The sequence below is a fragment of the Cronobacter muytjensii ATCC 51329 genome (genome assembly GCF_001277195.1).
In the GTDB taxonomy this organism is placed as follows: Bacteria; Pseudomonadota; Gammaproteobacteria; order Enterobacterales; family Enterobacteriaceae; genus Cronobacter; species Cronobacter muytjensii.
Genome location: NZ_CP012268.1, coordinates 3,617,782 through 3,642,592 on the forward strand (window position 1 = coordinate 3,617,782; position 24,811 = coordinate 3,642,592).

Here is a 24,811-nt window from a genome sequence, read left to right on the forward strand (position 1 = left end):
CTTAACTGTTGGTCAGGGCATGCTGATATTTATGCAGCATATCGGTCAGCCGCTTCACGGAATCGATAACCGATTGCGGCGCCGCCCAGACATGCAGCTTCTCCTGATAAATCGCCAGCTCATCCAGCAGCTGGCGGAATGTGGCGCGCCGCTTTTCGTCGCTGGACGCGGAAATTACCCGATCCGCCGTACGCCGCAGCTGGCGATGAAACGCCGAAAGATCGTCATTCACCGGTACCGGCGCTTCGCGCAGCCGCTGATGCGCAATAATCAGGTTCAGCGCCAGGCGGAACTTCGCCACGTCGCCTGGGAATTTGCTCAGCAACAGAAAGAGTTGTTGATAGAGCGCGGGCAGATGGTTCTCTTTGCGCCGCGCCTTGTTCGTGGTGAGCGATGACACCGCCGCCGAAACAAACTGATTCAGCAGCATGCGTCCGGTCTGCGCCTGCGAATTATCGCGAATGACGACAATCACCATCGTCGCCAGCACACAGCCCACCAGCTGCCCCAGCGCGCTGTCGAGAAACTGGCTGAAATGAAACGTCATCGGGTTATCCAGCACCAGAATATTAATGGTGCCCGCCAGCGCGCCCATCGAGCCAAGCCGCCGCTTCTGTACCTCGATACCGATAAAAAAGCCGAGCAGCGCCAGGCTGATACAGAGCAACAACATACTCTGCTGGGTCGATGGCAACACGACCAGGAAATAGAACGCCCCGAGTGGCAGCGCCGTCAGCATGCCGTAGAGGAAATCGAGCGATACCATGCGCGGGTTCGGCAGACGCATCGCGAGCGCCGTCACCACGGCTATCATGATCATCGCCCCGCTGCCGGAGGTCCAGCCGGTCCAGAGCCAGAACAGCGTGCCCAGCAGGCAGGAGACGGTGGTGCGCCAGAAGTTAATCATCGCGTGATGGCGCTCCGCCGAGGGGGCTTTGACCACCACCTCATCGGTCAATACGTCTTCTTCCACCGCGCTGATTTTCGCGTTAGTGATCACGCCGCGTTTCAGCAGCAGATAGCGCGTGGCGGCGCCGACCCACGTGTAAATCGTCACCGGGGTGTCGTGCTCGCCGGTCCAGGAGAGGACGCGACGGATAAACTTCAGGCGGCGATGTACATCAGCGGCGGTTTCCACCGGCTCGACAAACAGTTCGCGATATTCCGGGGCAATCGACTCCGGCCGGGTATTCTGGATGAGATACGTTTCGCAGGCCTGGGTAATCAGCGTTAGCGAAAGCGTATTCAGCGCTTTCAGTCGCCGGTTTGCGCGTCCCCAGCGCGACGATTCCATATTAAGGTTCACGCGCATGCCGTCGAGCGCCGCGGTGCGCCGCACCAGCGCGCCCCAGGCTTTATCCATCTCTTCGCTGTCGCCGTGAGCCATGCAGAGCTGCATCAGGCGAAACTGCTCCACCAGCAGCGCGTCGAGCTCGCGGTCGATCTCTTTTTTAATCGAGCGCGGCGAAAATAACAGGTCGGCGATAATGGCGCAGAAAATCCCGAGCACGATTTCACTGCAGCGCTCCAGCGCGAACTGCGGCGCCAGCAGCGGCTCGGTCTGAATGGTGATGACGATAATCAGCGCCGTGTAACCCGCGAGTCCCCAGGCGTAGGAGTTCTCCACTTTCACCAGCGAGGAGACCCAGGTGCAGAAACCGGCCCAGATGCAGCAGACGGTCAGCATCACTACCGGCGCGCGTATCGTGCCGATGATAATCACCAGCGCAGCGAGACAGCCGATAAAGGTGCCGATAATGCGCAGCATACCGCGATAACGGATAGCGCCGGACCAGGGCTCGCCGCCCGCCGCGAACGCCGGACCCGCCGCCACGATAGCGGCGGTCAGCACCGCCCAGCGCGGCGTTTCAAGCTGAAAGTGAAACCCGACAAACAGCGCCAGCACAATCGCGGTGGCGAGTTTTATCGCAAAGCGCAGATGCCGGGGATCGATAGACAGGAATCCCATAGCGTTTAACCGAATTCGCGCAGGCGGTGCATCAGCTTGTTAAAGGCCGATTCGTGGCTACGGTCGCGGTCGCGCTCGCCGGTCACCACCACGGTCGCCGTAGTGCCGGACGGGTACAGGTTGCCAGGCTGTTTATCGAGGCGAATGCGCACCGGCACGCGCTGGGCCAGGCGCACCCATTCGAGGTTGGAGTCGACCGTCGCCATGCCTTTATCATCACGGGTGCTGCTGGCGTTGGTGACGCCCGCCGAGACGCTATCCACGGTGCCGTGCAGCACATTATTGCTGCCAAGCGGCGTTATCTCGACGCGAAAGCCAGGGCGAACGCCTTCAAGCTTGGTCTCTTCCATATAAGCCTGAACGTAGAAACTGTTCTGTTTCACCAGCGCCACAGCGGTAGAGCCGCGCGTAATAAATTCGCCGGCATATACGTTAAGGTTGGTGACCCAGCCATCCGCGGGCGCGCGGATAACGGTGCGCTGGAGATCGAGTTTCGCCAGGTCGCGCGTCGCCTCGGCTTTCGCCAGCTGGTGCAGCACGGTTTGCAGGACGTTATTCGCCTGGTCAATCTCTTCACGCGACATCGCCTGAATGCCGAGCTTATTGCGGCGTCCCGCCTCGCGGCGTTTCTCGTTCGCCAGCGCCTGATAGTAAGCGACATCAGCTTCCGCTTCTTCCAGCGCCTTCTGGTAACGCGGCTGGTCTATAGTGAAGAGCACCTGATCTTTCTTCACCAGTTGGTTGTCATGCACGTCGACTGACGTGATAAGCCCGGCGACGTCGGGCGCGATGGCGACGACATCGGCGCTAAAGCGCGCGTCACGCGTCCAGGGCGACTCAGTATAAAAACTCCAGGCGCGAAAAATGGCGATGAAGGCAAGCACGACCAGCACCACGGTGATGGCTGTGCGGGTTATTTTTGTTGTTAGTAATTTCACATCAACCTCAGACAAACAAGCGCGACAGCAGATAGAACAGACAGCAATAGAGCGCCGTATTAAATAACGCCGGATGCCAGACAAAATCGTAGATCCCGGTCGGGATCAGCGCACGGCGCACCAGCCAGAAAATCGCCAGCGACAGCAGAAGCTCAAAAAAGATCGGCGGAAACGAAAGACCGAATATCACTATGACCGGAAAAAGACTCATGTTGACCTTGATTTGCGTGCAGGCTATTGATTTTTAAACTATATTCCGCAACGAGTGGCCTGGAATGGCCGGGCGAGAGTGCGGTGTTAGTTATGTTGGAAATAATATATTAGCGTAACTGATAGTAAGTTATCTATGATATGTGATCTAAATCACTTTTAAGCCAGAGTGAATAATGGAACGACTAAAAAGAATGTCGGTGTTTGCCAAAGTGGTAGAGCTGGGCTCATTTACCAGCGCCGCAAGGCAGCTTGAGATGAGCGTCTCCTCTATCAGTCAGACGGTCTCGAAACTGGAAGACGAGTTACAGGTCAAGCTGTTAAACCGCAGTACCCGCAGTATTGGCTTAACCGAAGCTGGCCGGATCTACTATCAGGGCTGCCGACGCATGCTGCATGAGGTGCAGGAAGTCCATGAGCAATTGTACGCTTTTAACAACAGTCCCATCGGTACGCTGCGTATCGGCTGTTCTTCAACTATGGCGCAAAATGTACTGGCCAGCCTGACGGCAAACATGCTGCGCGATTATCCAGGCCTGTCGGTCAACCTTGTCACCGGCATTCCCGCGCCGGATCTGATTGCCGACGGGCTGGATGTCGTTATCCGGGTCGGCGCGCTCCAGGATTCCAGCCTGTTCTCAAAACGCCTCGGCTCTATGCCGATGGTGGTCTGCGCGGCGAAGAGCTATCTCGCCCAGGCGGGCACGCCGGAAAAACCAGCCGATCTCGCCAACCATTCATGGCTTGAATATAGCGTGCGCCCTGACAACGAATTCGAGCTTATCGCCCCGGAAGGCATTTCGACGCGCCTGCTGCCGCAGGGCCGCTTTGTCACCAATGATCCAATGACGCTCTCCCGCTGGTTAAAAGCGGGCGCGGGCATCGCCTATGTGCCGCTGATGTGGGTGATCGACGAGATCAACAGCGGCGAGCTGGAGATCCTCTTTCCGCGCTATCAGTCCGACCCGCGGCCAGTCTATGCACTCTATACCGAAAAGGACAAGCTGCCGCTCAAGGTGCAGGTCTGCATTAACGCGCTGACTGATTATTTCGTGAAGGTGGCGCAGGTCTATCAGGAGATGCGGGGGAGAAATGTGAAAGGGAAAGAGAGCCGCGCATAATGTCGCCCCTCGCAGCGGAGGGGCGACACAGACGATTATGCGGTGCCGCCGACCGTCAGGTTATCCACTTTCAGCGTCGGCTGACCGACGCCCACCGGCAGGCTCTGGCCCTCTTTGCCGCAGACGCCGACGCCGTTATCCAGCTTCACGTCGTTGCCGACCATTGAGATCTGCTGCATCGCCTCAATACCGGAGCCGATAAGCGTCGCGCCTTTCACCGGCTTCGTCACTTTCCCTTTTTCAATCAGGTAGGCTTCAGAGGTCGAAAAAACGAACTTGCCGGAGGTGATATCCACCTGGCCGCCGCCGAAATTCGGCGCGAAAATTCCGTAGTCTACCGACTCGATAATTTCCTGCGGCGTCGATTTCCCGGCGAGCATATAGGTGTTGGTCATACGCGGCATCGGCAGGTGCGCGTAAGATTCGCGGCGGCCATTACCGGTCGGCGCGACGCCCATCAGGCGCGCGTTGAGTTTATCCTGCATGTAGCCTTTCAGGATGCCGTTCTCGATAAGCACGTTGTACTGGCCCGGAACGCCTTCGTCATCAATCGCCAGCGAGCCGCGACGGTTGGCAAGCGTGCCGTCATCCACGACGGTGCAGAGCTCGGAAGCGACCAGCTTGCCCATCTGGCCGCTGAACACCGACGTACCGCGGCGATTAAAATCGCCCTCCAGACCGTGACCGACCGCCTCGTGCAGCAGCACGCCAGGCCAGCCTGCGCCCAGCACCACCGGCAGCGTACCGGCGGGCGCCGCGATGGCGCTCAGGTTCACCAGCGCCATCCGCACCGCCTCACGCGCCCAGGCCTCGGCACGCACCTCGCCATCGGTATTTTCCATAAACCACTCGTAGCCGAAACGTCCGCCGCCGCCGCTGGATCCGCGCTCGCGCTTGCCGTCTTCTTCCACCTGCACGCTCACGGAGAGGCGCACCAGCGGACGGACATCCGCCGCCAGCGTCCCGTCGGTCGCGGCGACCAGGATCAGTTCATAGACGCCGGTCAGGCTCGCGCTCACTTCCTGCACGCGCTTATCCGCCGCGCGCGCGGCGTTATCGACGCGGCGTAAAATATCGAGCTTTTCTTCGCGGCTCAGGCTTTGCAGCGGATCGAGCGTGGTGTAGAGCGGAGAATATTCCACCGCGCTCAGGGTCTTGACGCGCCCTTCGCCCTGCTCACGCACGATGCTGCGCGCGGCCTGCGCGCTTTGCGTCAGCGAGGCAAGGCTAATCTGGTCGGCATAAGCGAAGCCGGTTTTCTCGCCGCTGACGGCGCGCACGCCCACACCCTGGTCAATATTGTAAGAACCGTCTTTAATAATGCGGTCTTCTAAAACCCAGGATTCGTGATAACTGGACTGAAAATAGAGATCGCCGTAATCCAGGCGACGCTCATAAAGCTGGCCCAGAATGGAGAAGAGATCCTGATGGCTCAGGCCATTTGCAGACAGTAGCTGCTCACTTACCAGGTTCAGACTCATTGTTTGCTACTCTCATGGTCCTGCCCGCACGGGCAATGAAATAGGTTATCAGGCGAGCTTGCGGTAATTCAGCCGCGGCGTCAAATCATTGCGCCACTTCCGCGCGCGGCTGGCGCATCACTTCGTTGATTTGCGGCTTATCGACAGGCCCGGTGAGGTGATAGCGCAGCACCGAGATTTTATTCCACAGCGGGCCGAGTACTTTACTGGCCGCGAATACCGCCGCGCCGACGATAGGGTTCACGGCGAAGGCCGCCGCCACCCCGACCGTCGCCGAAATTTCCGGCGCGACGACCGCTTCCATATCCAGCGTCCGCGCCGGCAGGTTAACGGAGCCTTTCATGGCGATATCGGCTTCAAGGCCATCCACCAGCGTGTCGTCAGTATGCAACACGCCGTCTTTGATCCACGCGGTGCTGCGAATCGAATCGTAATAAAAACCTTCGCCGAAGGTATCGCTGAAGTCAAAGCGCAGCTTGCGCAGCAGCGCGTCGAAGCTCAGCAGACGCAGAAGCTGCCCGGCATGACCGGTGCCGAGGTCGGCGATTTGCCCTTTACCGAGCCGGGTATGCAGCACGCCGTTGAGCGAGGCGTCGTCCGGTTTCCACGGCGCGTCGCGCCAGTGAAGATCGTAATCGACATTAAAGGACGACCCCTGCAGCGGCGTTTTCACGCCAAAGAAACTGGTCGCCGCATCGAGCTGTTTGCCCTTGAGCACGCCTTTAAGCGACGTGCGCATCGCATCGGCGCGGTTAACCCATTCGCCCTGCATGGTGAGACGCGCAAAGCCGGTATCCAGCAGACCGTTCGCGAGCGACAGCGTATCGCCATTAATCGTGAAATCGCCGTTGATGCGGCCATATTTCTGTCCCCACAGCCAGCACTCCGCGCAGCGCAGCGCCAGGTTCGGCCAGCCGCTGAAATCAACGGCCTGCGTTTTTTGCCCGGCCCCGCCGCTAAACACCGAGGCCGCTTCGTTTTCATGCGCCGGGTTGTAATAGAGATAATCGATAATCGCCTGCCACGGCGCGCCGTCGCGCATCACCAGACGTCCGTTGATTTCACGCCCCTGCGCGGAAACTTCCGTGCCGCCAGCTTGCGGTTTCGCCATCACGCTTAAATTATTCCAGCGCTGGCCGCCAAAGGTGAGCGCGGGGGTGCGCAGCGTCACTTCTTCCGGGAACAGTGTCGTACTGCTTACTTTCTGCGCCGCGCCCTGGTTAAAGAGCGCCAGCCACTGCGCGCCGTCCATTGCGGGCAGGTTCAGCTCTACTCCGCGGTTTTCCGGCAGCGGCGGCGTGGTGCGGCTGTCGGTCGCCCAGATGGCGCGATCGAGCGTCAGTTTGCGGCCCAGCAGCCAGCGGCTGTTGAAATGGTTTTCAGACCCGGCGTTGCCGGTCACATCGAAGCTTTTCACATCGCCTTTAGCGCGCACCCTGAACGGCAACGCTTTACCCGCCGCTTTGTCTACCGGCTCCGGTAAGTGACTGCTTACATTCTTCAGATCGCCGGTGATATCGACCTGATAATTAACACCAGCGTGGTACGGCAGCGAAATCGCCACTTTGCCGTTCCAGGGAATCGAGCCGCTGAGCGCGTCATTAAGCGGTTTCGGCAGCAGCCCGGTTCGGGTGGGCTGCCAGTCGCCGTTCATATTCACCTCGACCTGGTAGGCTTTTTCTTCCTCTCGGGTGGAGAAGTCGATATTCAGCGGCTGATTAAACCAGGTGGCCTGTAAGGGTTCGCTTTTGAGATTGCCATTCACGAAGCTGAATTTGCCGTTCAGATTATGCAGCGTACTGTTCAGCGGTTTCACGTACAGCGCGTTGTTACGCAGCCACACGTCGCCCTCGGCGGTCGTCATAGTGCCGTCGAGTGGAATATCGAGATGTAAGCGAGCATTCACATCGCCGTCGAGCTGGAGTTCTTCGAGGGTCGTTCCCAGCGAATCCGCAAGCGGCGTATCGTTGAAGTATGGCCCGACCGCCTTGCCGGGCCCTGCGATATCCGCATCGATAAACAGCTTTTCCTGGGAGTAATCAGGGATAACAGCCGTCAGGTTTTTCCCGGTGACGCCGCCAAGCTGCACCTGCGGCGCCGCCATCCACAGGCCGTCGTTGCGGAAATCGAGATCGATAGCGACATCTTTCAGCGCAGGCCAGTCCGGCTGAAACGCGTAGGTGGCGTTACGCAGCGGCACATAAACCTCAAACTGCCCGTCGTTTTGCTTATAGGGAAAATGTTGCGGATTGCCGACATACACCAGCGTGGCGTTGTCCACCTGTCCGCCCTGAATGGCACCGCTCAGGTAATCCACCAGATCCTTGCCCATCAGATTCTCCGGGAAATAGCGCCAGGCCTGCTTCGCGTCACTCGTCTGAATACCCGCCAGGATCTCAAGCCAGGGCTGCCCGTGCTTCGGCTGCTGATAGCGGAAATCGCCCCGCGCCCACAGCGCGTTGGCCTGCACGTCCAGGTTTTTACCGTCCAGCGTGAAACCATCAACATTTTTACGCCAGTCGAAGGTCGCCGCGCCTCGGGCTATCTCAAGCGGCGCGCGGAAAACACTCTTATACGGCATCCGGGCGTCGTTCATGCTGATCGTTGAACGGCCATGCTCAAGGCTACCGACGACCGTGCCGGAAAAATGCTCGGCCCCCGGCAGAAGTTTCCACTGCTGCCAGGAGAGGTCGTGCCATTTGGCCATGAAGCGGGTTTTGTCAGTGGCCTGTAGCGGAATATCGAGCGCCAGCGCGTCGATTTTCCCCTGCGGGCGCGTGCTGCCCCAGACGTCGCCAAGCGAAGGCGCCAGCCGGGTCGCCAGCGGCAGAAAACCTTCCAGCCCGCTCAGCTCAAGATTGCTGGCGCGCACGCGCAGTTCGCTGCTGCGCCGCACTTTGTCGCCCGCTACCGGCTGGTTGGCAAGCCAGGCCAGATTCAGCGAGCCTGCGGGCCAGGGCTTATCGTCGACGGTGATCCGCGTTTGCGGAATAGCGACCTGCCAGGCATCGTCGGCGCGGCTGATATGCGCGGTGAGATTATCCACAGAGAGCCGGTGGCTGCGCTCGTCGCCGCGCCATGTCGTACCGCCCTGTTTCAGCCAGATATCCCCGCCTGCGATTTCGCCGTCGCGCAGCGTCATCCAGGCTTCAAGGCTGAACTGCGCGCTGGTGAGGTCAACATTGTCTTTCATCCACTGGCCCAGCCAGGGTTTGACGTCCACATCGTCGGCCTGCATCCAGACCGTACCGCGATTCAGCAGGCCGTTGTCGTCACGCAGATCCATGCGCACCTGCATCACGCCGTGCTGACCCGTCAGACTGGAAAGGCTCACCTGGCCCTCGGCGCGGTGACGGTTTTTCCCGTTAAGCCAGGTTAATTGAGGAACGGCGAGTTCGGCGCGCTGGCCGGAGAGGGTAATAAAGCTGAGCGTACTGTCGCGCAGATCGAAGTGATCGAACTGGCGGAAGAACAGATCGCTAAGTTTGTTGCCTTCGAGCGGATTGCCGCCTTCGCTCTGCCTGATAGGCGTGTTGGTACGCACCTGAAGCTGATAAAAGGTGAGATCGCGAAACTGCCAGCGCGCATGCAGCAGGCTCTGCCAGACGTCCAGCGCGACGGTGACGCGCCTGACCGAGAAGTGGCCGCCGTCGCTGAGCTGCGCATGGATATCGCGTACGTCGAGCGTCGGCCCGAACGTTTGCCAGGAGGCTTCGACACGGCTCGCCTGTACCGGCACGCCGGTGGCTGATGAGATTTTTTCCAGCAGAGCCGGGCGCCAGGTGTTGAGATGAGGCAGCACGAGCCGCAATCCACTCACCATCAGTGCGACGATAACAATCAGCGTTGCGCCTGTGAGTAGCAAAATGCCCGGCAGTCGCCTCACCCTTCTCTCCTTGTCAGCCGCCGCGGCGGTACCTTCACTCACACAGTTGACCGCTGTGCGCTACATCATGACCACGTCGAACTGCTCCTGGTTATAGAGCGGTTCGATTTGCACCTTAACCTGCTTACCGACAAAAATCTCTACTTCGGCCAGCGCATGGGATTCATCGCTTTTCAGCGCTTCCGCTACGGCAGGCGAGGCATAGACCAGGAATCGGTCAGAGTCATAAGCATGATGCACGCGTACGATCTCGCGCATGATTTCATAGCAGACGGTTTCGACCGTTTTCACGGTGCCGCGGCCATGACAGGTGGGACAGTCGTTACACAGCACATGTTCAATGCTTTCGCGGGTCCGCTTACGGGTCATCTCCACCAGGCCGAGCTGCGAAAAACCGTTGATGCTGGTCTTCACGCGATCTTTACTCAGCGCCTGTTCCAGCGAGTGCAGCACGCGGCGGCGGTGATCTTCATTACTCATATCGATAAAGTCGATGATGATAATGCCGCCGAGGTTACGCAGCCGTAGCTGGCGGGCGATTGCCTGCGTCGCTTCGATATTGGTGTTGAAGATGGTGTCGTCGAGATTGCGATGGCCGACAAACGCGCCGGTGTTAATGTCGATAGTCGTCATCGCCTCGGTCTGATCGATAATCAGATACCCGCCGGATTTCAGCTCGACTTTACGCTCCAGCGCCCGCTGGATTTCATTTTCGACGTCATAGAGATCGAAAATCGGCTGACGACCGCTGTAATGCTCCAGCTTGCTGTTCATCTCCGGCATATACTCCGCCGTGAACTCCAGCAGCATTTCATAAGTGAGACGGGAATCGACGCGGATGCGATCAAGCTGGGCGACGGCGAAATCGCGCAGCACGCGCTGGGCCAGCGCCAGCTCGCCGTAGAGTTGATAGCGCGTCTGATGGCGCTTTTTACGCTCCATCACTTTGGTCCAGACGCGTTTAAGGTAGGCGGCGTCGGACGATAAATCCGCCTCGCATACGCCTTCAGCGGCGGTACGGATGATAAATCCGCCCTGCTCGTCGCAGTAATCCGCCACAATACGTTTCAGGCGCTCGCGCTCGGTTTCGCTCTCAATGCGCTGAGAAACGCCCACGTGCGACGCGCCCGGCATAAACACCAGATAGCGCGACGGCAGCGTGATGTCGGTCGTAAGACGCGCGCCTTTAGTGCCGAGCGGATCTTTTACCACCTGCACCATGAGGTCTTGCCCCTGACGCACCAGTTCGGAGATATCGCGGACGGTGAAATTCTTTTGTTCATCGCCCGCCACGCATTCAGTGTGCGGCATGATGTCGGAGGCGTGAAGAAACGCGGCTTTATCGAGGCCAATATCTACAAATGCCGCCTGCATCCCAGGAAGGACGCGACTGACCCGACCTTTGTAGATATTGCCTACTATCCCGCGGCGGGCTTCGCGCTCAATATGGATTTCCTGCAAAATACCGCCATCTATATACGCCACCCGGGTTTCCGACGGGGTAACGTTAACCAACAATTCAGCCGTCATGTTGTTTATCCCTCACGCAGTGAGTTGAATTCGCTCAGCAATTCCCAGGTTTCTACCAGCGGAAGGCCCACCACCGCGTGGTAGCTTCCTTCAATGCTTCTGACAAAACAGCCGCCCAGCCCCTGTATGCCGTAGGCGCCCGCTTTATCCATCGGCTCGCCGCTGCCAACATACGCCGCGATATCCTGCGCCGTCAGCGTCCTGAACGTCACGCGGGTAATAACCAGCCGCTCGCGCACGCGCTGTCTGTCCGCAAGCGCCACGGCGGTCATCACCTGATGCGTTTGCCCGGAAAGCCTGCCCAGCATCTCTGCGGCATGGGCGGCATCGCGCGGTTTTTCCAGCACGTCGCCGTCCAGCACCACAATGGTGTCCGCGCCGAGCACAGGGAGATCGCGCGCGGCCAGCGCCACGCCAGCGCGGGCTTTGTCGCGGGCCAGACGGGTGACATAATCCTGCGGCGCTTCCTCTTCGGCGCGCTGCTCTTCCACACCCGGCACCAGACGTTCAAAGGTGACGCCCAGCATGCCCAGCAGCTCCAGACGTCGCGGCGAGCCCGAGGCGAGATAAAGATCTGTCATAACTGTCCTTTATTGTACAGCAAACTGCTGACGCACTTTGCGCATCAGCAGGAATATCCACGGCCAGAGCACACCGTTCACCACGCTGCTCCAGAACACTTCCGGCCGGAAAGCGACGTCGATAACCAGGAATTCCGCCCAGAAGACGATAATATCCGCAGCCAGCGACAACAGCATCACGACCAACGCCTGTTGCCAGAGCGCCAGGTTGCGGAATAGCTGAAATTTCAGCGCGACCAGATAGGCGATGATACTCAGTGAAAGGGCGCGAACCCCCAGCGTGGAGCCGCTGATAAGATCCAGTATGGCACCCATCACAAAACCCGTGCCGACATTTACGCGATGCGGCAGGGCGAGGATCCAGTACAGCAAAATCAGCAGTACCCAGTTAGGCCGGAACACAATAATCGCATCCGGCCAGGGCATGATCTGCAACAGCAGCGCGATTAAAAAGGAGAGCCAGATAACCCAGCGCCCCTGACTACGATAGCTCGCCACTACTGCCCTCCCTGTGCGGGAGGCGTGCCGCCAGACGGCGGCGCGGTCGTTGACGCGGCGTTCGGCGCGGCGTTAGTTGGCGCAGGCGGCCCCATGGCATCCGGCGAAGGCAGAACCTGCGGCATCATCTGCATCAGTCGCTCATTCGCCACGCGATGCACTTCTTCCGGCGTCATCGGGTTGGCGCCTTCGCGATCGGCGCCCCAGAGCAGCAGCAGATAGCGCAGACGTTGCAGGCCCGCCGTCGGGCGCGCCTGGATAACGGTATACGCGCGCTGGGTGTCGAGCTTCACGGACGAGACTACGCCCACCGGATACCCTTCCGGGAAGCGGCCGCCGAGGCCGGAGGTGACCAGCACGTCGCCTACGCGAATATCGGTGTTGGCGGGCAGATGCTCCAGCTGCAGATCGTCGGTGCAGCCGCTACCGGCCGCAATCACGCGGATATCGTTACGCAGCACCTGGATGGGCAGCGCATGGGTGGCGTCGCAAATCAGCAGCACGCGGCTGGTGAGTTTCGCCACGGCGACGACCTGACCGACCACGCCTTTATCGCTGATCACCGGCTGGCCTTCATAAACGCCGTTAACGCTGCCTTTATCAATCACGACCTGATCGCTATAGGGATCGTTTACCGTCGAGATCACCTGCGTGACCATTTTCTGTTCATCCTGACGCAGCGGCGAGCCGAGCAGTTCGCGCAGACGCGCGTTTTCCTGCTTGTATTGGCCAAGCATCAGAATTTCGCTGTTCTTCAGCAGCAGCTCCTGGCGCAGCGCCCGGTTTTCCAGCTCAAGCTGATCGCGGGACGCCAGCGTTTGCGAGACGCTGTCGAGTAATTCACGTGGACCGTTGGAGATAAAGTAGAAAGGACTGACGGCGGTATCCATGTACGTTCGGATCTGACTGAACGTACCGAGGCGGCTGTCGGCGATGATGACACCAAGCGCCACCAGCACCGCCAGAATAAGGCGAATCTGTAACGACGGGCCACGGCTAAAAATTGGCTTCATAGGCTATGCGTATTCCCAAACCAACAAGAAGGGCAACCTGAGTTGCCCTTTCCTGCGGCTGTTACTCTTCGCTGAACAGGTCGCCGCCGTGCATGTCGATCATTTCCAGCGCCTTGCCGCCGCCTCGGGCTACGCAAGTGAGCGGATCTTCCGCCACCACGACCGGAATGCCGGTCTCTTCCATCAGCAAACGGTCAAGGTTACGCAGCAGCGCGCCGCCGCCGGTCAGTACCATACCGCGCTCGGAGATGTCGGAAGCCAGTTCCGGCGGGCACTGTTCCAGTGCGACCATGACCGCGCTCACGATGCCGGTCAGCGGTTCCTGCAGCGCTTCGAGAATTTCGTTGGAGTTCAGGGTGAAACCGCGTGGTACGCCCTCTGCCAGGTTGCGGCCGCGTACTTCGATTTCGCGGACTTCGTCGCCTGGGTAGGCGGAGCCGATTTCATGTTTGATGCGCTCAGCGGTGGCTTCACCGATAAGCGAGCCGTAGTTACGGCGCACATAATTAATGATGGCTTCGTCAAAGCGGTCGCCGCCGATACGCACGAAGGAGGAGTACACTACGCCGTTCAGGGAGATAACCGCCACTTCGGTAGTACCGCCACCGATATCCACCACCATGGAGCCGGTCGCTTCAGACACCGGCAGACCCGCGCCAATCGCGGCCGCCATCGGCTCTTCAATCAGGAAAACTTCGCGGGCGCCTGCGCCCTGTGCGGATTCGCGAATCGCGCGGCGTTCAACCTGGGTCGCGCCGACCGGCACGCACACCAGCACTCGCGGGCTCGGACGCATGAAGCTGTTGCTGTGCACTTGCTTGATGAAGTGCTGGAGCATTTTTTCCGTGACAAAGAAGTCGGCGATCACGCCATCTTTCATCGGGCGGATAGCAGCGATATTGCCCGGCGTACGGCCCAGCATCTGCTTCGCTTCATGACCTACGGCCGCAACGCTCTTTGGCGAGCCGGCACGATCCTGGCGAATGGCGACCACGGAAGGCTCATTCAGTACGATGCCTTGCCCTTTTACATAGATAAGGGTATTCGCGGTACCCAAGTCAATGGACAGGTCATTGGAAAACATGCCACGAAATTTTTTAAACATACTAAGGGATAATCCTGAAAGCTGGGGCGGAAAACAAAATCCGCTTACTTTACCAACCACACGAAGCAGCGACAAGGCGCAAAAAATGTTCTGCATCGGTGAAAAATAGTGCGGCTTTTTCTCCTGCTAAACCGTCGTCGCCCCGGCCTTTCCGGCTGGCGATGTCGCGAGCGTTGCTGACCCGACGACGCCTTATGCGCTAAGAGTAAAAGCCTGCTTCAATATGCTGCGACACTCTGGCCGGCAGGCGTGCGCCCCCTTAAGATGCAGCGCGCGTTATTCTACGTGAAAACAAGTTAAACGGCAGGTCAAACCGAATATCTTTGCGAATATTTTTTCACATTAGTATCGAGAGGTTGCGAGGCGGCAAAAAAATCGCCCTGACCTCCCGTCACGCCACGCTCGACCAGCGTCTGCCATTCACTTTTGGTCCTGACGCCGGCGGCAAAAACCCGCGTCTGCCCTCCGTTGCACGCCTCCACCAGACTCTGTACAAAAAGCTGGTTTTCGGTGCGCTTGTTGATATCCCGCACCAGTCCCGGATGCAGCTTGATGATTTCGACATCCAGCGCTTTTATCCAGGCTGTGCTGACCACCGTTAATCCCGCCTGAACTACCGCGATGCGAAGCCCAAGCGCCCTGATTAAACGCACAACCGGTTGTAAACGGCTGAGATGTTGACAAACATCTGCCTCGGCAAGTTCAAAAAGAATGCGTTTTCGATGCGATTTTTCGCATTGCATCAGCGTATCGCGCAGCCAGCGCTGAAACGGCGGGCGGATCAGCGACTCCACCGTGACTGGCAGCGCCAGGGTTTCGTCAGGCCAGAAGCGCAGAAAAGGCAGGACCCGGCCAATTAACTGGCGATCGTATTGTTCGGCGAGGCCAAACTGCTGCACCATCGGCATATACTCCGCCGCCAGCACTTCTTCATCGCCGTCAAAGATACGGCACATCAGTTCACGATGATGGACATAGCCGTCGCGCAGTACCGCCGGTTTCTGGTAGAAACGCGGGCCGCCGCGCTGTAGCGCATTTTCAATCAGCGTGCGCCAGCGCACGTTGCCGCGCCCTTTATCCGGCAGCGAACTGTCGTAAACCGCCCAGCCGTTGCCGCCCTGCAACACCGCGTTGCGCGCCGCCACTTCGGCATGTTCCATCACCTGCTCGGTGGTCTGCCCGCTGCGCCAGGCGCAAATACCGATATGCAGCATATCGCTGCTGTCGAGCATCCGGGTGGGTGGCAGAGCGCCCACGGCTTTCAGTAACTGGCTGGCGATGCTGTCAGCTTCTTTGAGCGTACGGTGCGGCAACAGGACGGCGAAATCGCTGCGAAAATAGCGGGCCAGCAGCGCGCCGGGATAACGCATGATAAAAGTAGAAAGCATGTTGATAAGCGTGAAAAGGTACTCTTCAACGGTGGTTTTTCCCCAGCTGTCGCGCAGCATGTCGAAATCCGGCAGGCGGATCATCATCACCACGCCGTGAGTGCCCACTTTCTCCTGGTCTTCAAGCAGCGTCGCCAGCTGGTTGTCAAAGAAAATGCGGTTGCTGAGCCCGGTTTTGGCGTCCTGAGCGGCATAGGCGCGAATGAGCGTATCCATCCGGCTGCGCTGTTCGCCGGCAAGCTGAAGTTCAGAGAGCAACACATCCAGCGCGCTGCTGGCATGGGTTGGCCATTCATGAATATTGCCGCGCGCGTTGGCGCCGCGTTCGCCATTAAGAATGCGCACCGCCCGGCCTTCCAGCAGCTCCTGCCCCGCCAACTGGCGCTTGATCCAGCGCACCGAGAGATAAATCATCACGACCATCAGCCCGAAAGCCAGCGTGAGCGGCGCCGTAGTCAGCAGAGAGCGATAATAGGTCACCAGCGGATCCTGCCACGTTAAACGCAGCGTCATGCCGGGGTGTTTGATAAGCGGTACGGCGAGTTTGCGATCGCGGGTCTGAATCGTCGATTCCCGGTAGCTCTCGGGTCTCGCGTGGCTGAACACCACTTTGCCGCCCAGTTCGAACTCAACCAGCACGATATCCAGCGGCACCATGATCTCATCAAGCCGGTGCTGCATCGCTTGCGGTGACTGAAAAACCAGTTCGTTATCCACCACGGCGGCGACCGACGCGACGCGCTGCGTCACTTTATGCTGAATAGCGTTGAAGAAGCTTAGCGAACAGCCCAGTAATGTCACCAGCATCGCCAGACCGACCAGCAGCGTGACAAAGGCGGAGAATTTCGTCGTTAAGCGCATCCTTGTGTTAACTCCGTAGTTGGGCGTCACGCGGGGGAACCGCCTTTCGGTTCTTCACGCTAATGAACGGGTGGAAGTGAGTGCTAACTTTAAATATCGAACCGCGCATACTACCAGAAATGGGGGCGCGGCTATGCAGTTTTATTGCGGCAAATCGGCATAACGTTTCACTATGCGAGTATAGTCCTCAGAAGTGATTTTCCAACTTAAGTCGTTTTTAAGGAGCATTAACATGCAGGCTTTACTTCTCGAACAGCAGGACGGCAAAACCCTGGCCTCGGTAAAACCGGTTGAGGAGACGCTGCTGCCGCAGGCGGAGGTGACGGTCGATATCGACTGGTCGAGCCTTAACTACAAAGACGCGCTGGCGATCACCGGCAAAGGCAAAATCATTCGCGAGTTTCCGATGGTGCCGGGCATTGATTTCGCGGGCGTGGTGCGTGAAAGCGCTGACGCGCGCTTTCAGCCGGGCCAACCGGTACTACTGACCGGCTGGGGCGTCGGCGAAAACCACTGGGGCGGGCTTGCCGAAACGGCACGCGTGAAAGGCGACTGGCTGGTGCCGCTGCCGCAAGGGTTGGACGGGCGTCAGGCGATGATCATCGGCACGGCGGGTTTTACCGCGATGCTGTGCGTGATGGCGCTGGAAGAGGCGGGCGTGCGCCCTGAGAGCGGCGAAGTGCTGGTGACCGGCGCAAGCGGCGGCGTGGGCAGCACGGCGGTGGCGCTGCTGCATCATCTGGGTTACCAGGTCGCGGCGGTGAGCGGTCGTGAAAGCACGCATGAATACCTGAAAAGCCTCGGCGCGAGCCGTATTCTCAGCCGTGACGAGTTCGCCGAAAGCCGCCCGCTGGAAAAACAGCTGTGGGCGGGCGCCGTGGACACCGTCGGCAATAACGTGCTGGCCAAAGTGCTGGCGCAGATCAACTACGGCGGCTGCGTGGCGGCCTGCGGTCTGGCGGGCGGTTTCGCACTGTCAACCACGGTCATGCCTTTTATTCTGCGCAACGTACGTTTACAGGGCGTGGATTCGGTGATGACGCCTGCGCCGCGTCGTCTTGAAGCCTGGCAGCGTCTGGTGCGTGACCTGCCCGCGTCGTTTTATCAGCAGAGCGCGACTGAGATAACGCTGGCTCAGGCCCCCGCTTTCGCCGAGGCCATCATCAGCAACCGAGCGCAGGGGCGTACGCTGGTAAAAATTCGCTAATGCTTAAATTTATTTACAGATAATTAACCTCTTCACTCGCAGGCTGACTTGTGCCCTGTCATGATTAAGGCGTAGCGTTACGTATCGTTATTCCGGAGCGGGTCATGAAAAAAGTCAGTCGTTTAACCGAAGCCGATGTCACTGCCGAGTCGGCTTTCTTCATGAAGCGTCGCCAGGTGCTCAAAGCCCTGGGCATTACCACGGCGGCGTTCTCCCTGTCAGGCGTCGCGCAGGCCGATGTGCTCTCCTGGTTCAAAGGCCACGATCGGCCTAAAGCGCCGGCCGGTGCGCCGCTTGATTTTACGCGACCTGCGCAATATCAGGCGAAGCTTGATCTGACGCCGGAAGATAAAGTCACCGGTTATAACAATTTCTATGAGTTTGGTCTGGATAAGGCCGATCCTGCCGCTAACGCCGGCATTCTGAAAACATCACCGTGGACGTTGAAAATCAGCGGCGAAGTGGCAAAGCCGCTGACGCTCGATCACGATGACCTCACCAAAAAATTTCCGCTGGAAGAGCGCATTTATCGGATGCGCTGCGTCGAAGCGTGGTCGATGGTAGTGCCGTGGATAGGGTTCCCGCTTCATAAGCTGCTCGCTCTGGTGGAGCCCACCAGCAACGCGAAATATGTCGCCTTCGAAACGCTGTATGCGCCCGATATCATGCCTGGCCAGAAAGACCGCTTTATCGGCGGCGGGCTGGAGTATCCGTATGTTGAAGCGTTGCGTCTTGATGAGGCGATGCATCCGCTCACCATGCTGACAACCGGCGTCTACGGCAAAGCGCTGCCGCCGCAAAATGGCGCGCCGGTGCGCCTGACGGTACCGTGGAAATATGGCTTTAAAGGCATTAAATCGATCGTCAGCATCAAATTGACCCGCGAGCGTCCGCCGACGACGTGGAACCAGGCCGCACCGGATGAATACGGTTTTTACGCCAATGTGAATCCGCATGTCGACCACCCCCGCTGGTCGCAGGCCAGCGAGCGCGTGATTGGCTCAGGCGGCGTGCTGGATGTTAAGCGCCAGCCGACGCTGCTGTTTAATGGCTACGCCGATGAAGTGGCGTCGCTCTATAAAGGGCTCGATCTGCGGGAGAATTTCTGAGTGCGTTTAACGGCAAAACAGATTGTCTGGCTGAAAGTGGCGCTGCATCTCGCCGCTTTTTTGCCGCTGCTGTGGCTTTTCTATGCCGCCAGTCAGGGTTTGTTCAGCGCCGATCCGGCGAAAGATATCCAGCATTTTACCGGCAGAATGGCGCTTAAATTGCTGCTCGCTACTCTGCTCGTCACGCCGCTGACCCGGTTGCTGAAACAGCCCTTGTTGATTCGCACCCGCCGCTTGCTGGGACTGTGGTGTTTTGCGTGGGCGACGCTGCATCTGGTGAGCTATTCCCTCCTGGAACTCGGGCTGAGCAACCTGTCGCTGCTTGGCAGTGAACTGGTGTCGCGTCCTTATCTGACGCTCGGGGTGATAAGCTGGCTTATTCTGCTGGCGCTGGCGCTCACCTCTTTCCAGGCGGCGCAGCGTAAACTGGGGCGTCGCTGGCAAACGTTACATAACTTCGTCTATCTTGTCGCGATACTCGCACCGATACACTATCTCTGGTCGGTGAAGATCCTGTCGCCGCAACCGCTCTTTTACGCGCTGGGCGCAATTGTCCTGCTGGCATGGCGTTATAAAAAGCTACGCCAATGGTGGCGAACATGATGCGTTTATGTGCGTTTATGTGCGTTTTCCCGCACTTCTGTTATTCCCCGATAACGTTTTCCTGAGGGTGGTTGATAATCTTCCCTGATAAGACCAGTATTTAGCTGCCAAATGCTACGAAATCGTTATAATGTGCGACTTTGGTTTTTCAGCCGCCGCTTTTTACACGTCGGCGGGTGACAACCAGACGATGAAGGTATATTTTGACATTTACCGGAAAATGGCAGGAGATAGCGCCAGGATGACCGAGAAATTTCACATTTTGCTTTTGAACGGCCCGAACCTTAACATGCTCGGCACCCGCGAGCCGGAGAAATACGGCACGCAAACGCTGGAACAAATCGTTAACGAACTTGCCGCCGAAGCGCAACGGCTGAATGTGTCGCTCGATCACCTGCAATCTAACGCCGAGTATGCGCTTATCGACCGAATTCATCAGGCTAAAGACCAGATTGACTATATCCTGATCAATCCGGCCGCGTTTACGCATACCAGCGTGGCGCTGCGCGACGCGCTGCTGTCGGTGAGCATCCCGTTTATCGAGATCCACCTGAGCAACGTGCATGCCCGCGAGCCCTTCCGGCATCATTCATACCTTTCTGATATCGCAGCCGGCGTCATCTGCGGTTTAGGCGCCGACGGCTATACCTATGCTTTACAGACGGCGGTCAAACGCCTGTCACAATCACACTAAACAAAGAGTACGGAACCCACTCATGGATATTCGTAAGATTAAAAAACTGATCGAGCTGGTTGAAGAATCAGGCATCGCTGAACTGGAAATTTCTGAAGGCGAAGAGTCTGTACGTATCAGCCGCGCACCGGCTAATTCGGGCTTCCCGATGATGCAGCAGGCCTATGCCGCGCCGATGATGCAGCCGCAGCCGGCCCTGTCTAACGCTGTTGCTCCGGCTGCCGCTCCGGCAATGGAAGCTCCGGCCGCCGCAGAAGTCAGTGGTCACATCGTACGTTCCCCGATGGTTGGTACCTTCTATCGTACCCCGAGCCCGGACGCGAAAGCGTTTGTGGAAGTGGGCCAGAAAGTCAACGTGGGCGACACCCTGTGCATCGTTGAAGCGATGAAAATGATGAACCAGATCGAAGCCGATAAAGCCGGCGTTGTGAAAGCGATCCTGGTCGAAAGCGGTCAGCCAGTAGAATTTGACGAGCCGCTGGTTGTCATCGAATAACGAGGCGAACATGCTGGATAAAATTGTCATCGCTAACCGTGGCGAAATCGCACTGCGTATTCTTCGTGCCTGTAAAGAGCTGGGCATCAAGACCGTCGCGGTGCATTCGACCGCGGACCGCGATCTGAAACACGTACTGCTGGCAGACGAGACCGTGTGCATCGGTCCGGCGCCGTCAGTCAAAAGCTATCTGAACATCCCGGCGATTATCGCCGCCGCTGAAATTACTGGCGCGGTCGCCATCCACCCGGGTTACGGCTTCCTGTCCGAGAACGCCAACTTTGCCGAGCAGGTTGAGCGCTCCGGCTTTATCTTCATCGGCCCGAAAGCCGACACCATTCGTCTGATGGGCGATAAAGTCTCGGCGATCACTGCGATGAAGAAAGCTGGCGTACCGACCGTACCAGGCTCCGACGGCCCGCTGGGCGACGATATGGATAAGAACCGCGCCCATGCAAAACGCATCGGCTATCCGGTCATTATCAAAGCGTCCGGCGGCGGCGGCGGTCGCGGTATGCGCGTTGTGCGTAGCGACGCCGATCTCGCGCAGTCCATCTCCATGACCCGTGCGGAAGCGAAAGCCGCTTTCAACAACGACATGGTCTACATGGAGAAATACCTGGAAAACCCACGCCACATCGAAATTCAGGTGCTGGCGGACGGTCAGGGCAACGCTATCTATCTGGCAGAGCGCGACTGTTCTATGCAGCGTCGTCACCAGAAAGTCGTCGAAGAAGCGCCAGCGCCGGGCATTACTCCGGAACTGCGCCGCTATATCGGCGAGCGCTGCGCGAAAGCCTGTGTAGACATCGGCTATCGCGGCGCAGGTACGTTTGAGTTCCTGTTTGAAAACGGCGAGTTCTACTTCATCGAAATGAACACCCGTATTCAGGTAGAGCATCCGGTTACCGAGATGATTACCGGCGTTGACCTGATTAAAGAGCAGCTGCGTATCGCTGCCGGTCAGCCGCTCTCCATCAAACAGGAAGAAGTCGTGGTCAAAGGCCATGCGGTGGAATGCCGTATCAACGCCGAAGACCCGAATACGTTCCTGCCAAGCCCGGGTAAAATCACGCGCTTCCACGCGCCGGGCGGCTTTGGCGTTCGCTGGGAATCGCATATTTACGCCGGTTATACCGTACCGCCGTATTACGATTCCATGATAGGCAAGCTCATCTGCTACGGTGAAAACCGCGATGTAGCGCTGGCCCGTATGCGTAACGCCCTGCAGGAGCTTATCATCGACGGCATCAAGACCAACGTTGATCTGCAGACCCGCATCATGAACGACGAAAACTTCCAGCATGGTGGAACGAACATCCACTACCTGGAGAAGAAACTGGGCCTGCAAGAGAAATAAGCCCCGTTTCCCTGCTCAAGGCCAGCGTCGCTGGCCTTTATTTTTTGTGGCTCCCCTGAAAGGCCAGGGTACAATCGCCGCTTTCTTCACTGACAGGGTATGACAATGGACAAACGTTTTGTTCAGGCCCATAAAGAAGCGCGATGGGCGCTGTGGCTGACCCTCCTCTATCTCGCAGCCTGGTTAGTCGCTGCTTACTTACCTGATTCGCAGCAAGGCATCACCGGCCTTCCGCACTGGTTTGAAATGGCCTGTCTGCTGGTGCCGCTGCTGTTTATCCTGCTTTGCTGGCTCATGGTGCGCGTGATTTTCCGCGACATTCCTCTGGAGGATAACGATGCAGCGTGATGTCATTTTGCCGCTCGTAGCCTATCTGCTGGTGGTGTTCGGCCTGTCGCTGTACGCGATGCGGCGGCGCGGCAGCGGTAATTTCCTGAATGAATATTTCCTCGGCAGCCGCTCGATGGGCGGTGTGGTGCTGGCGATGACGTTAACCGCCACCTATATCAGCGCCAGTTCATTTATCGGCGGACCGGGGGCGGCATATAAATATGGTCTCGGCTGGGTGCTGCTGGCGATGATTCAGCTTCCTGCCGTCTGGCTGTCGCTCGGCGTGCTCGGCAAGAAGTTCGCCATCCTGGCGCGACGTTATAACGCCGTCACGCTCAACGATATGCTCTACGCGCGCTTTCAAAGCCGCCTGCTGGTCTGGCTCGCGAGCCTGAGCCTGCTGGTGGCGTTTATCGGCGCCATGACGGTGCAGTTTATCGGCGGCGCGCGTCTGCTGGAAACCGCAGCGGGCATCCCTTATGAGACCGGCCTGCTGATTTTCGGCGTCAGCATTGCGCTTTACACGGCATTCGGCGGCTTTCGGGCCAGCGTGCTTAATGACACGCTGCAAGGCCTGGTGATGCTGATCGGCACGATTGTGCTGCTGGTCGGCGTGGTGCACGCCGCGGGCGGGCTGCACAGCGCGGTGGATAAACTTCAGCATATCGATCCGCAACTGGTCGCGCCGCAGGGCGCGGAAGATATTTTGTCGCCATCTTTTATGACCTCGTTCTGGGTGCTGGTCTGTTTTGGCGTGATCGGCCTGCCGCATACGGCGGTGCGCTGCATCTCTTATAAAGACAGCAAAGCGGTGCATCGCGGGATTATTCTCGGCACAGTTGTGGTGGCCATCCTGATGCTCGGCATGCATCTTGCCGGCGCCCTGGGCCGCGCGGTGCTGCCAGATTTACACGTGCCGGATCTGGTTATCCCGACGTTAATGGTGACCGTACTGCCGCCTTTCGCCGCCGGAATTTTTCTCGCCGCGCCAATGGCGGCCATTATGTCGACCATTAACGCGCAACTGTTACAGTCTTCCGCGACGATCGTCAAAGATCTGTGGTTGAACCTGCGTCCGGCGGAGATCCACAACGAAAAACGTCTGAAGCGGATGTCGTCGCTGATTACGTTAATCTTAAGCGTACTGCTGCTGCTCGCCGCCTGGCGGCCGCCTGAGATGATTATCTGGCTCAACCTGCTGGCGTTCGGCGGGCTGGAAGCCGTATTCCTCTGGCCGCTGGTGCTGGGGCTGTACTGGGAGCGCGCCAACGCCGCAGGCGCGCTTTCTTCGATGATTGTCGGCGGCGTGCTTTACGCGCTGCTGGCCACGTTTAAAATACAGCTGTTCGGCTTTCATCCGATTGTGCCGTCCCTGCTGTTAAGTTTGCTGGCTTTTGTAGTGGGTAACTGTTTCGGTCGCCCGGCTGCGCAGGCCGCGCCTGTTTCTTCTGTTAATGAATGAGTAATGCCATGCCCTGGATACAACTGAAAATCAACACCACCGGCGCTCACGCCGAAGAGATTAGCGATGCGCTGATGGAAAGCGGCGCGGTCTCCGTCACCTTCCAGGACACCCACGACACGCCGGTGTTCGAGCCGCTGCCAGGCGAAACCCGCCTGTGGGGCGATACCGACGTTATCGGCCTGTTCGATGCGGAAACTGATATGCAGGACGTGGTCGCCATGCTGGAAAACGCCCCGCGGCTCGGCGTGGGCTTCGCCCATAAAATCGAACAGCTGGAAGACAAAGACTGGGAGCGCGAATGGATGGATAATTTCCACCCGATGCGCTTTGGCGAGCGTCTGTGGATCTGTCCGAGCTGGCGCGACGTGCCGGATGAAAATGCCGTTAACGTGATGCTCGATCCGGGCCTCGCCTTCGGTACCGGCACGCACCCGACGACTTCGCTTTGCCTGCAGTGGCTGGATGGCCTGGATCTGGCGGGTAAAACCGTAATCGACTTCGGTTGCGGCTCCGGCATCCTCGCCATCGCCGCGCTGAAACTGGGCGCGGCTAAAGCGATTGGTATTGATATCGACCCGCAGGCGATTCAGGCGAGCCGTGATAACGCGCAGCGTAACGGCGTCTCCGACCGACTGGAGCTGTATCTGCCGGAAAACCAGCCGTCGGATATGCAGGCAGATGTGGTCGTCGCTAATATTCTCGCGGGCCCGCTGCGTGAGCTGGCGCCGCTGATTAGCGTTCTGCCGGTACAGGGTGGCCTGCTGGGGCTGTCGGGCATTCTGGCAAGCCAGGCGCAAAGCGTGTGCGAAGCGTATGACCCGCTATTTACGCTCGACCCGGTAGTGGAAAAAGAAGAGTGGTGCCGTATCACCGGCGTTAAGCGTTAAGGCTTCGTCTTCTCCTTTGGGAGCGCCAGCATGATAAAAAAGCGCGGAATTGACCGCGCTTTTTATTTTTTTATACAGC

The 24,811-nt window shown here is 58.4% G+C and carries 21 protein-coding genes; 10 read left to right on the forward strand and 11 right to left on the reverse strand.

Annotation, left to right across the window (positions count from 1 at the left end):
- Nucleotide 1: 1 nt before the first annotated feature.
- The 3 genes from aaeB to aaeX are packed head-to-tail and all read right to left on the reverse strand — an operon-like array spanning nt 2 to nt 3,118.
- The gene (gene aaeB / locus AFK63_RS16645; protein WP_038865585.1) at nt 2–1,969 is read right to left on the reverse strand and encodes a p-hydroxybenzoic acid efflux pump subunit AaeB; all 1,968 of its coding nucleotides are present in this window, start codon (nt 1,967–1,969) and stop codon (nt 2–4) included.
- Between the two features lie 5 nt (nt 1,970–1,974).
- Nucleotides 1,975–2,907, reverse strand: a complete 933-nt coding sequence (gene aaeA / locus AFK63_RS16650) for a p-hydroxybenzoic acid efflux pump subunit AaeA (RefSeq protein ID WP_038865587.1) — start codon at nt 2,905–2,907, stop codon at nt 1,975–1,977.
- A 7-nt stretch (nt 2,908–2,914) separates the two neighbouring features.
- The gene (gene aaeX / locus AFK63_RS16655; RefSeq protein ID WP_004385128.1) at nt 2,915–3,118 is read right to left on the reverse strand and encodes a p-hydroxybenzoic acid efflux pump operon protein AaeX; all 204 of its coding nucleotides are present in this window, start codon (nt 3,116–3,118) and stop codon (nt 2,915–2,917) included.
- 175 nt (nt 3,119–3,293) lie between these two features.
- On the opposite strand from aaeX, the gene aaeR reads away from it, so the two are divergent.
- Nucleotides 3,294–4,238, forward strand: a complete 945-nt coding sequence (aaeR, locus tag AFK63_RS16660) for an HTH-type transcriptional activator AaeR (protein WP_038865589.1) — start codon at nt 3,294–3,296, stop codon at nt 4,236–4,238.
- A gap of 35 nt (nt 4,239–4,273) precedes the next feature.
- Here aaeR and tldD read toward each other — a convergent pair whose 3' ends face one another.
- The 8 genes from tldD to csrD form a co-directional block, all read right to left on the reverse strand.
- Nucleotides 4,274–5,719, reverse strand: a complete 1,446-nt coding sequence (tldD, locus tag AFK63_RS16665; RefSeq protein WP_038865590.1) for a metalloprotease TldD — start codon at nt 5,717–5,719, stop codon at nt 4,274–4,276.
- Nucleotides 5,720–5,804: 85 nt separating this feature from the next.
- Nucleotides 5,805–9,605, reverse strand: coding sequence for an AsmA2 domain-containing protein YhdP (yhdP, locus tag AFK63_RS16670; protein ID WP_038865592.1), 3,801 nt, complete (start codon nt 9,603–9,605; stop codon nt 5,805–5,807).
- Nucleotides 9,606–9,665: 60 nt separating this feature from the next.
- On the reverse strand, nt 9,666–11,135 hold the full coding sequence (rng, locus tag AFK63_RS16675) for a ribonuclease G (RefSeq protein ID WP_038865594.1): 1,470 nt from the start codon (nt 11,133–11,135) through the stop codon (nt 9,666–9,668).
- A 5-nt stretch (nt 11,136–11,140) separates the two neighbouring features.
- Nucleotides 11,141–11,716: a Maf family protein gene (locus tag AFK63_RS16680; protein ID WP_038865597.1), complete on the reverse strand. Its 576-nt coding sequence runs from the start codon at nt 11,714–11,716 to the stop codon at nt 11,141–11,143.
- 9 nt (nt 11,717–11,725) lie between these two features.
- A complete protein-coding gene (gene mreD / locus AFK63_RS16685) occupies nt 11,726–12,214 on the reverse strand; it encodes a rod shape-determining protein MreD (RefSeq protein WP_004385134.1) in 489 nt (162 codons plus the stop codon).
- Nucleotides 12,214–13,227, reverse strand: coding sequence for a rod shape-determining protein MreC (mreC, locus tag AFK63_RS16690; protein WP_038865598.1), 1,014 nt, complete (start codon nt 13,225–13,227; stop codon nt 12,214–12,216). Before mreC ends, mreD begins: the two co-directional genes overlap by 1 nt.
- 61 nt (nt 13,228–13,288) lie before the next feature.
- Nucleotides 13,289–14,332, reverse strand: a complete 1,044-nt coding sequence (gene mreB / locus AFK63_RS16695; RefSeq protein WP_038865600.1) for a rod shape-determining protein MreB — start codon at nt 14,330–14,332, stop codon at nt 13,289–13,291.
- A 308-nt stretch (nt 14,333–14,640) separates the two neighbouring features.
- The gene (csrD, locus tag AFK63_RS16700; RefSeq protein ID WP_038865602.1) at nt 14,641–16,581 is read right to left on the reverse strand and encodes an RNase E specificity factor CsrD; all 1,941 of its coding nucleotides are present in this window, start codon (nt 16,579–16,581) and stop codon (nt 14,641–14,643) included.
- Nucleotides 16,582–16,813: 232 nt separating this feature from the next.
- Between csrD and acuI the strand changes: the two genes are divergently transcribed.
- From acuI to prmA, 9 genes are all read left to right on the forward strand, one after another.
- Complete coding sequence (gene acuI / locus AFK63_RS16705) at nt 16,814–17,788, forward strand: acrylyl-CoA reductase (NADPH) (RefSeq protein ID WP_038865604.1); 975 nt, start codon at nt 16,814–16,816, stop codon at nt 17,786–17,788.
- 104 nt (nt 17,789–17,892) lie between these two features.
- Nucleotides 17,893–18,897: a protein-methionine-sulfoxide reductase catalytic subunit MsrP gene (gene msrP, locus AFK63_RS16710; protein WP_038865606.1), complete on the forward strand. Its 1,005-nt coding sequence runs from the start codon at nt 17,893–17,895 to the stop codon at nt 18,895–18,897.
- The gene (msrQ, locus tag AFK63_RS16715) at nt 18,898–19,500 is read left to right on the forward strand and encodes a protein-methionine-sulfoxide reductase heme-binding subunit MsrQ (RefSeq protein WP_038865608.1); all 603 of its coding nucleotides are present in this window, start codon (nt 18,898–18,900) and stop codon (nt 19,498–19,500) included.
- A 241-nt stretch (nt 19,501–19,741) separates the two neighbouring features.
- The gene (aroQ, locus tag AFK63_RS16720) at nt 19,742–20,194 is read left to right on the forward strand and encodes a type II 3-dehydroquinate dehydratase (RefSeq protein ID WP_038865610.1); all 453 of its coding nucleotides are present in this window, start codon (nt 19,742–19,744) and stop codon (nt 20,192–20,194) included.
- A 22-nt stretch (nt 20,195–20,216) separates the two neighbouring features.
- Entirely contained in the window at nt 20,217–20,690 is a 474-nt protein-coding gene (accB, locus tag AFK63_RS16725; protein WP_038865612.1) for an acetyl-CoA carboxylase biotin carboxyl carrier protein, read from the forward strand.
- A 10-nt stretch (nt 20,691–20,700) separates the two neighbouring features.
- The gene (gene accC, locus AFK63_RS16730) at nt 20,701–22,050 is read left to right on the forward strand and encodes an acetyl-CoA carboxylase biotin carboxylase subunit (RefSeq protein WP_038865614.1); all 1,350 of its coding nucleotides are present in this window, start codon (nt 20,701–20,703) and stop codon (nt 22,048–22,050) included.
- 105 nt (nt 22,051–22,155) lie between these two features.
- Complete coding sequence (locus AFK63_RS16735) at nt 22,156–22,398, forward strand: YhdT family protein (RefSeq protein ID WP_007766620.1); 243 nt, start codon at nt 22,156–22,158, stop codon at nt 22,396–22,398.
- Nucleotides 22,388–23,842 carry a sodium/pantothenate symporter gene (gene panF / locus AFK63_RS16740; protein WP_038865616.1) on the forward strand — a complete coding sequence of 485 codons (1,455 nt, stop codon included), beginning with the start codon at nt 22,388–22,390 and terminating at the stop codon, nt 23,840–23,842. Before AFK63_RS16735 ends, panF begins: the two co-directional genes overlap by 11 nt.
- Before the next feature lie 8 nt (nt 23,843–23,850).
- Nucleotides 23,851–24,732: a 50S ribosomal protein L11 methyltransferase gene (prmA, locus tag AFK63_RS16745; protein ID WP_038865618.1), complete on the forward strand. Its 882-nt coding sequence runs from the start codon at nt 23,851–23,853 to the stop codon at nt 24,730–24,732.
- Nucleotides 24,733–24,811: the final 79 nt, after the last annotated feature.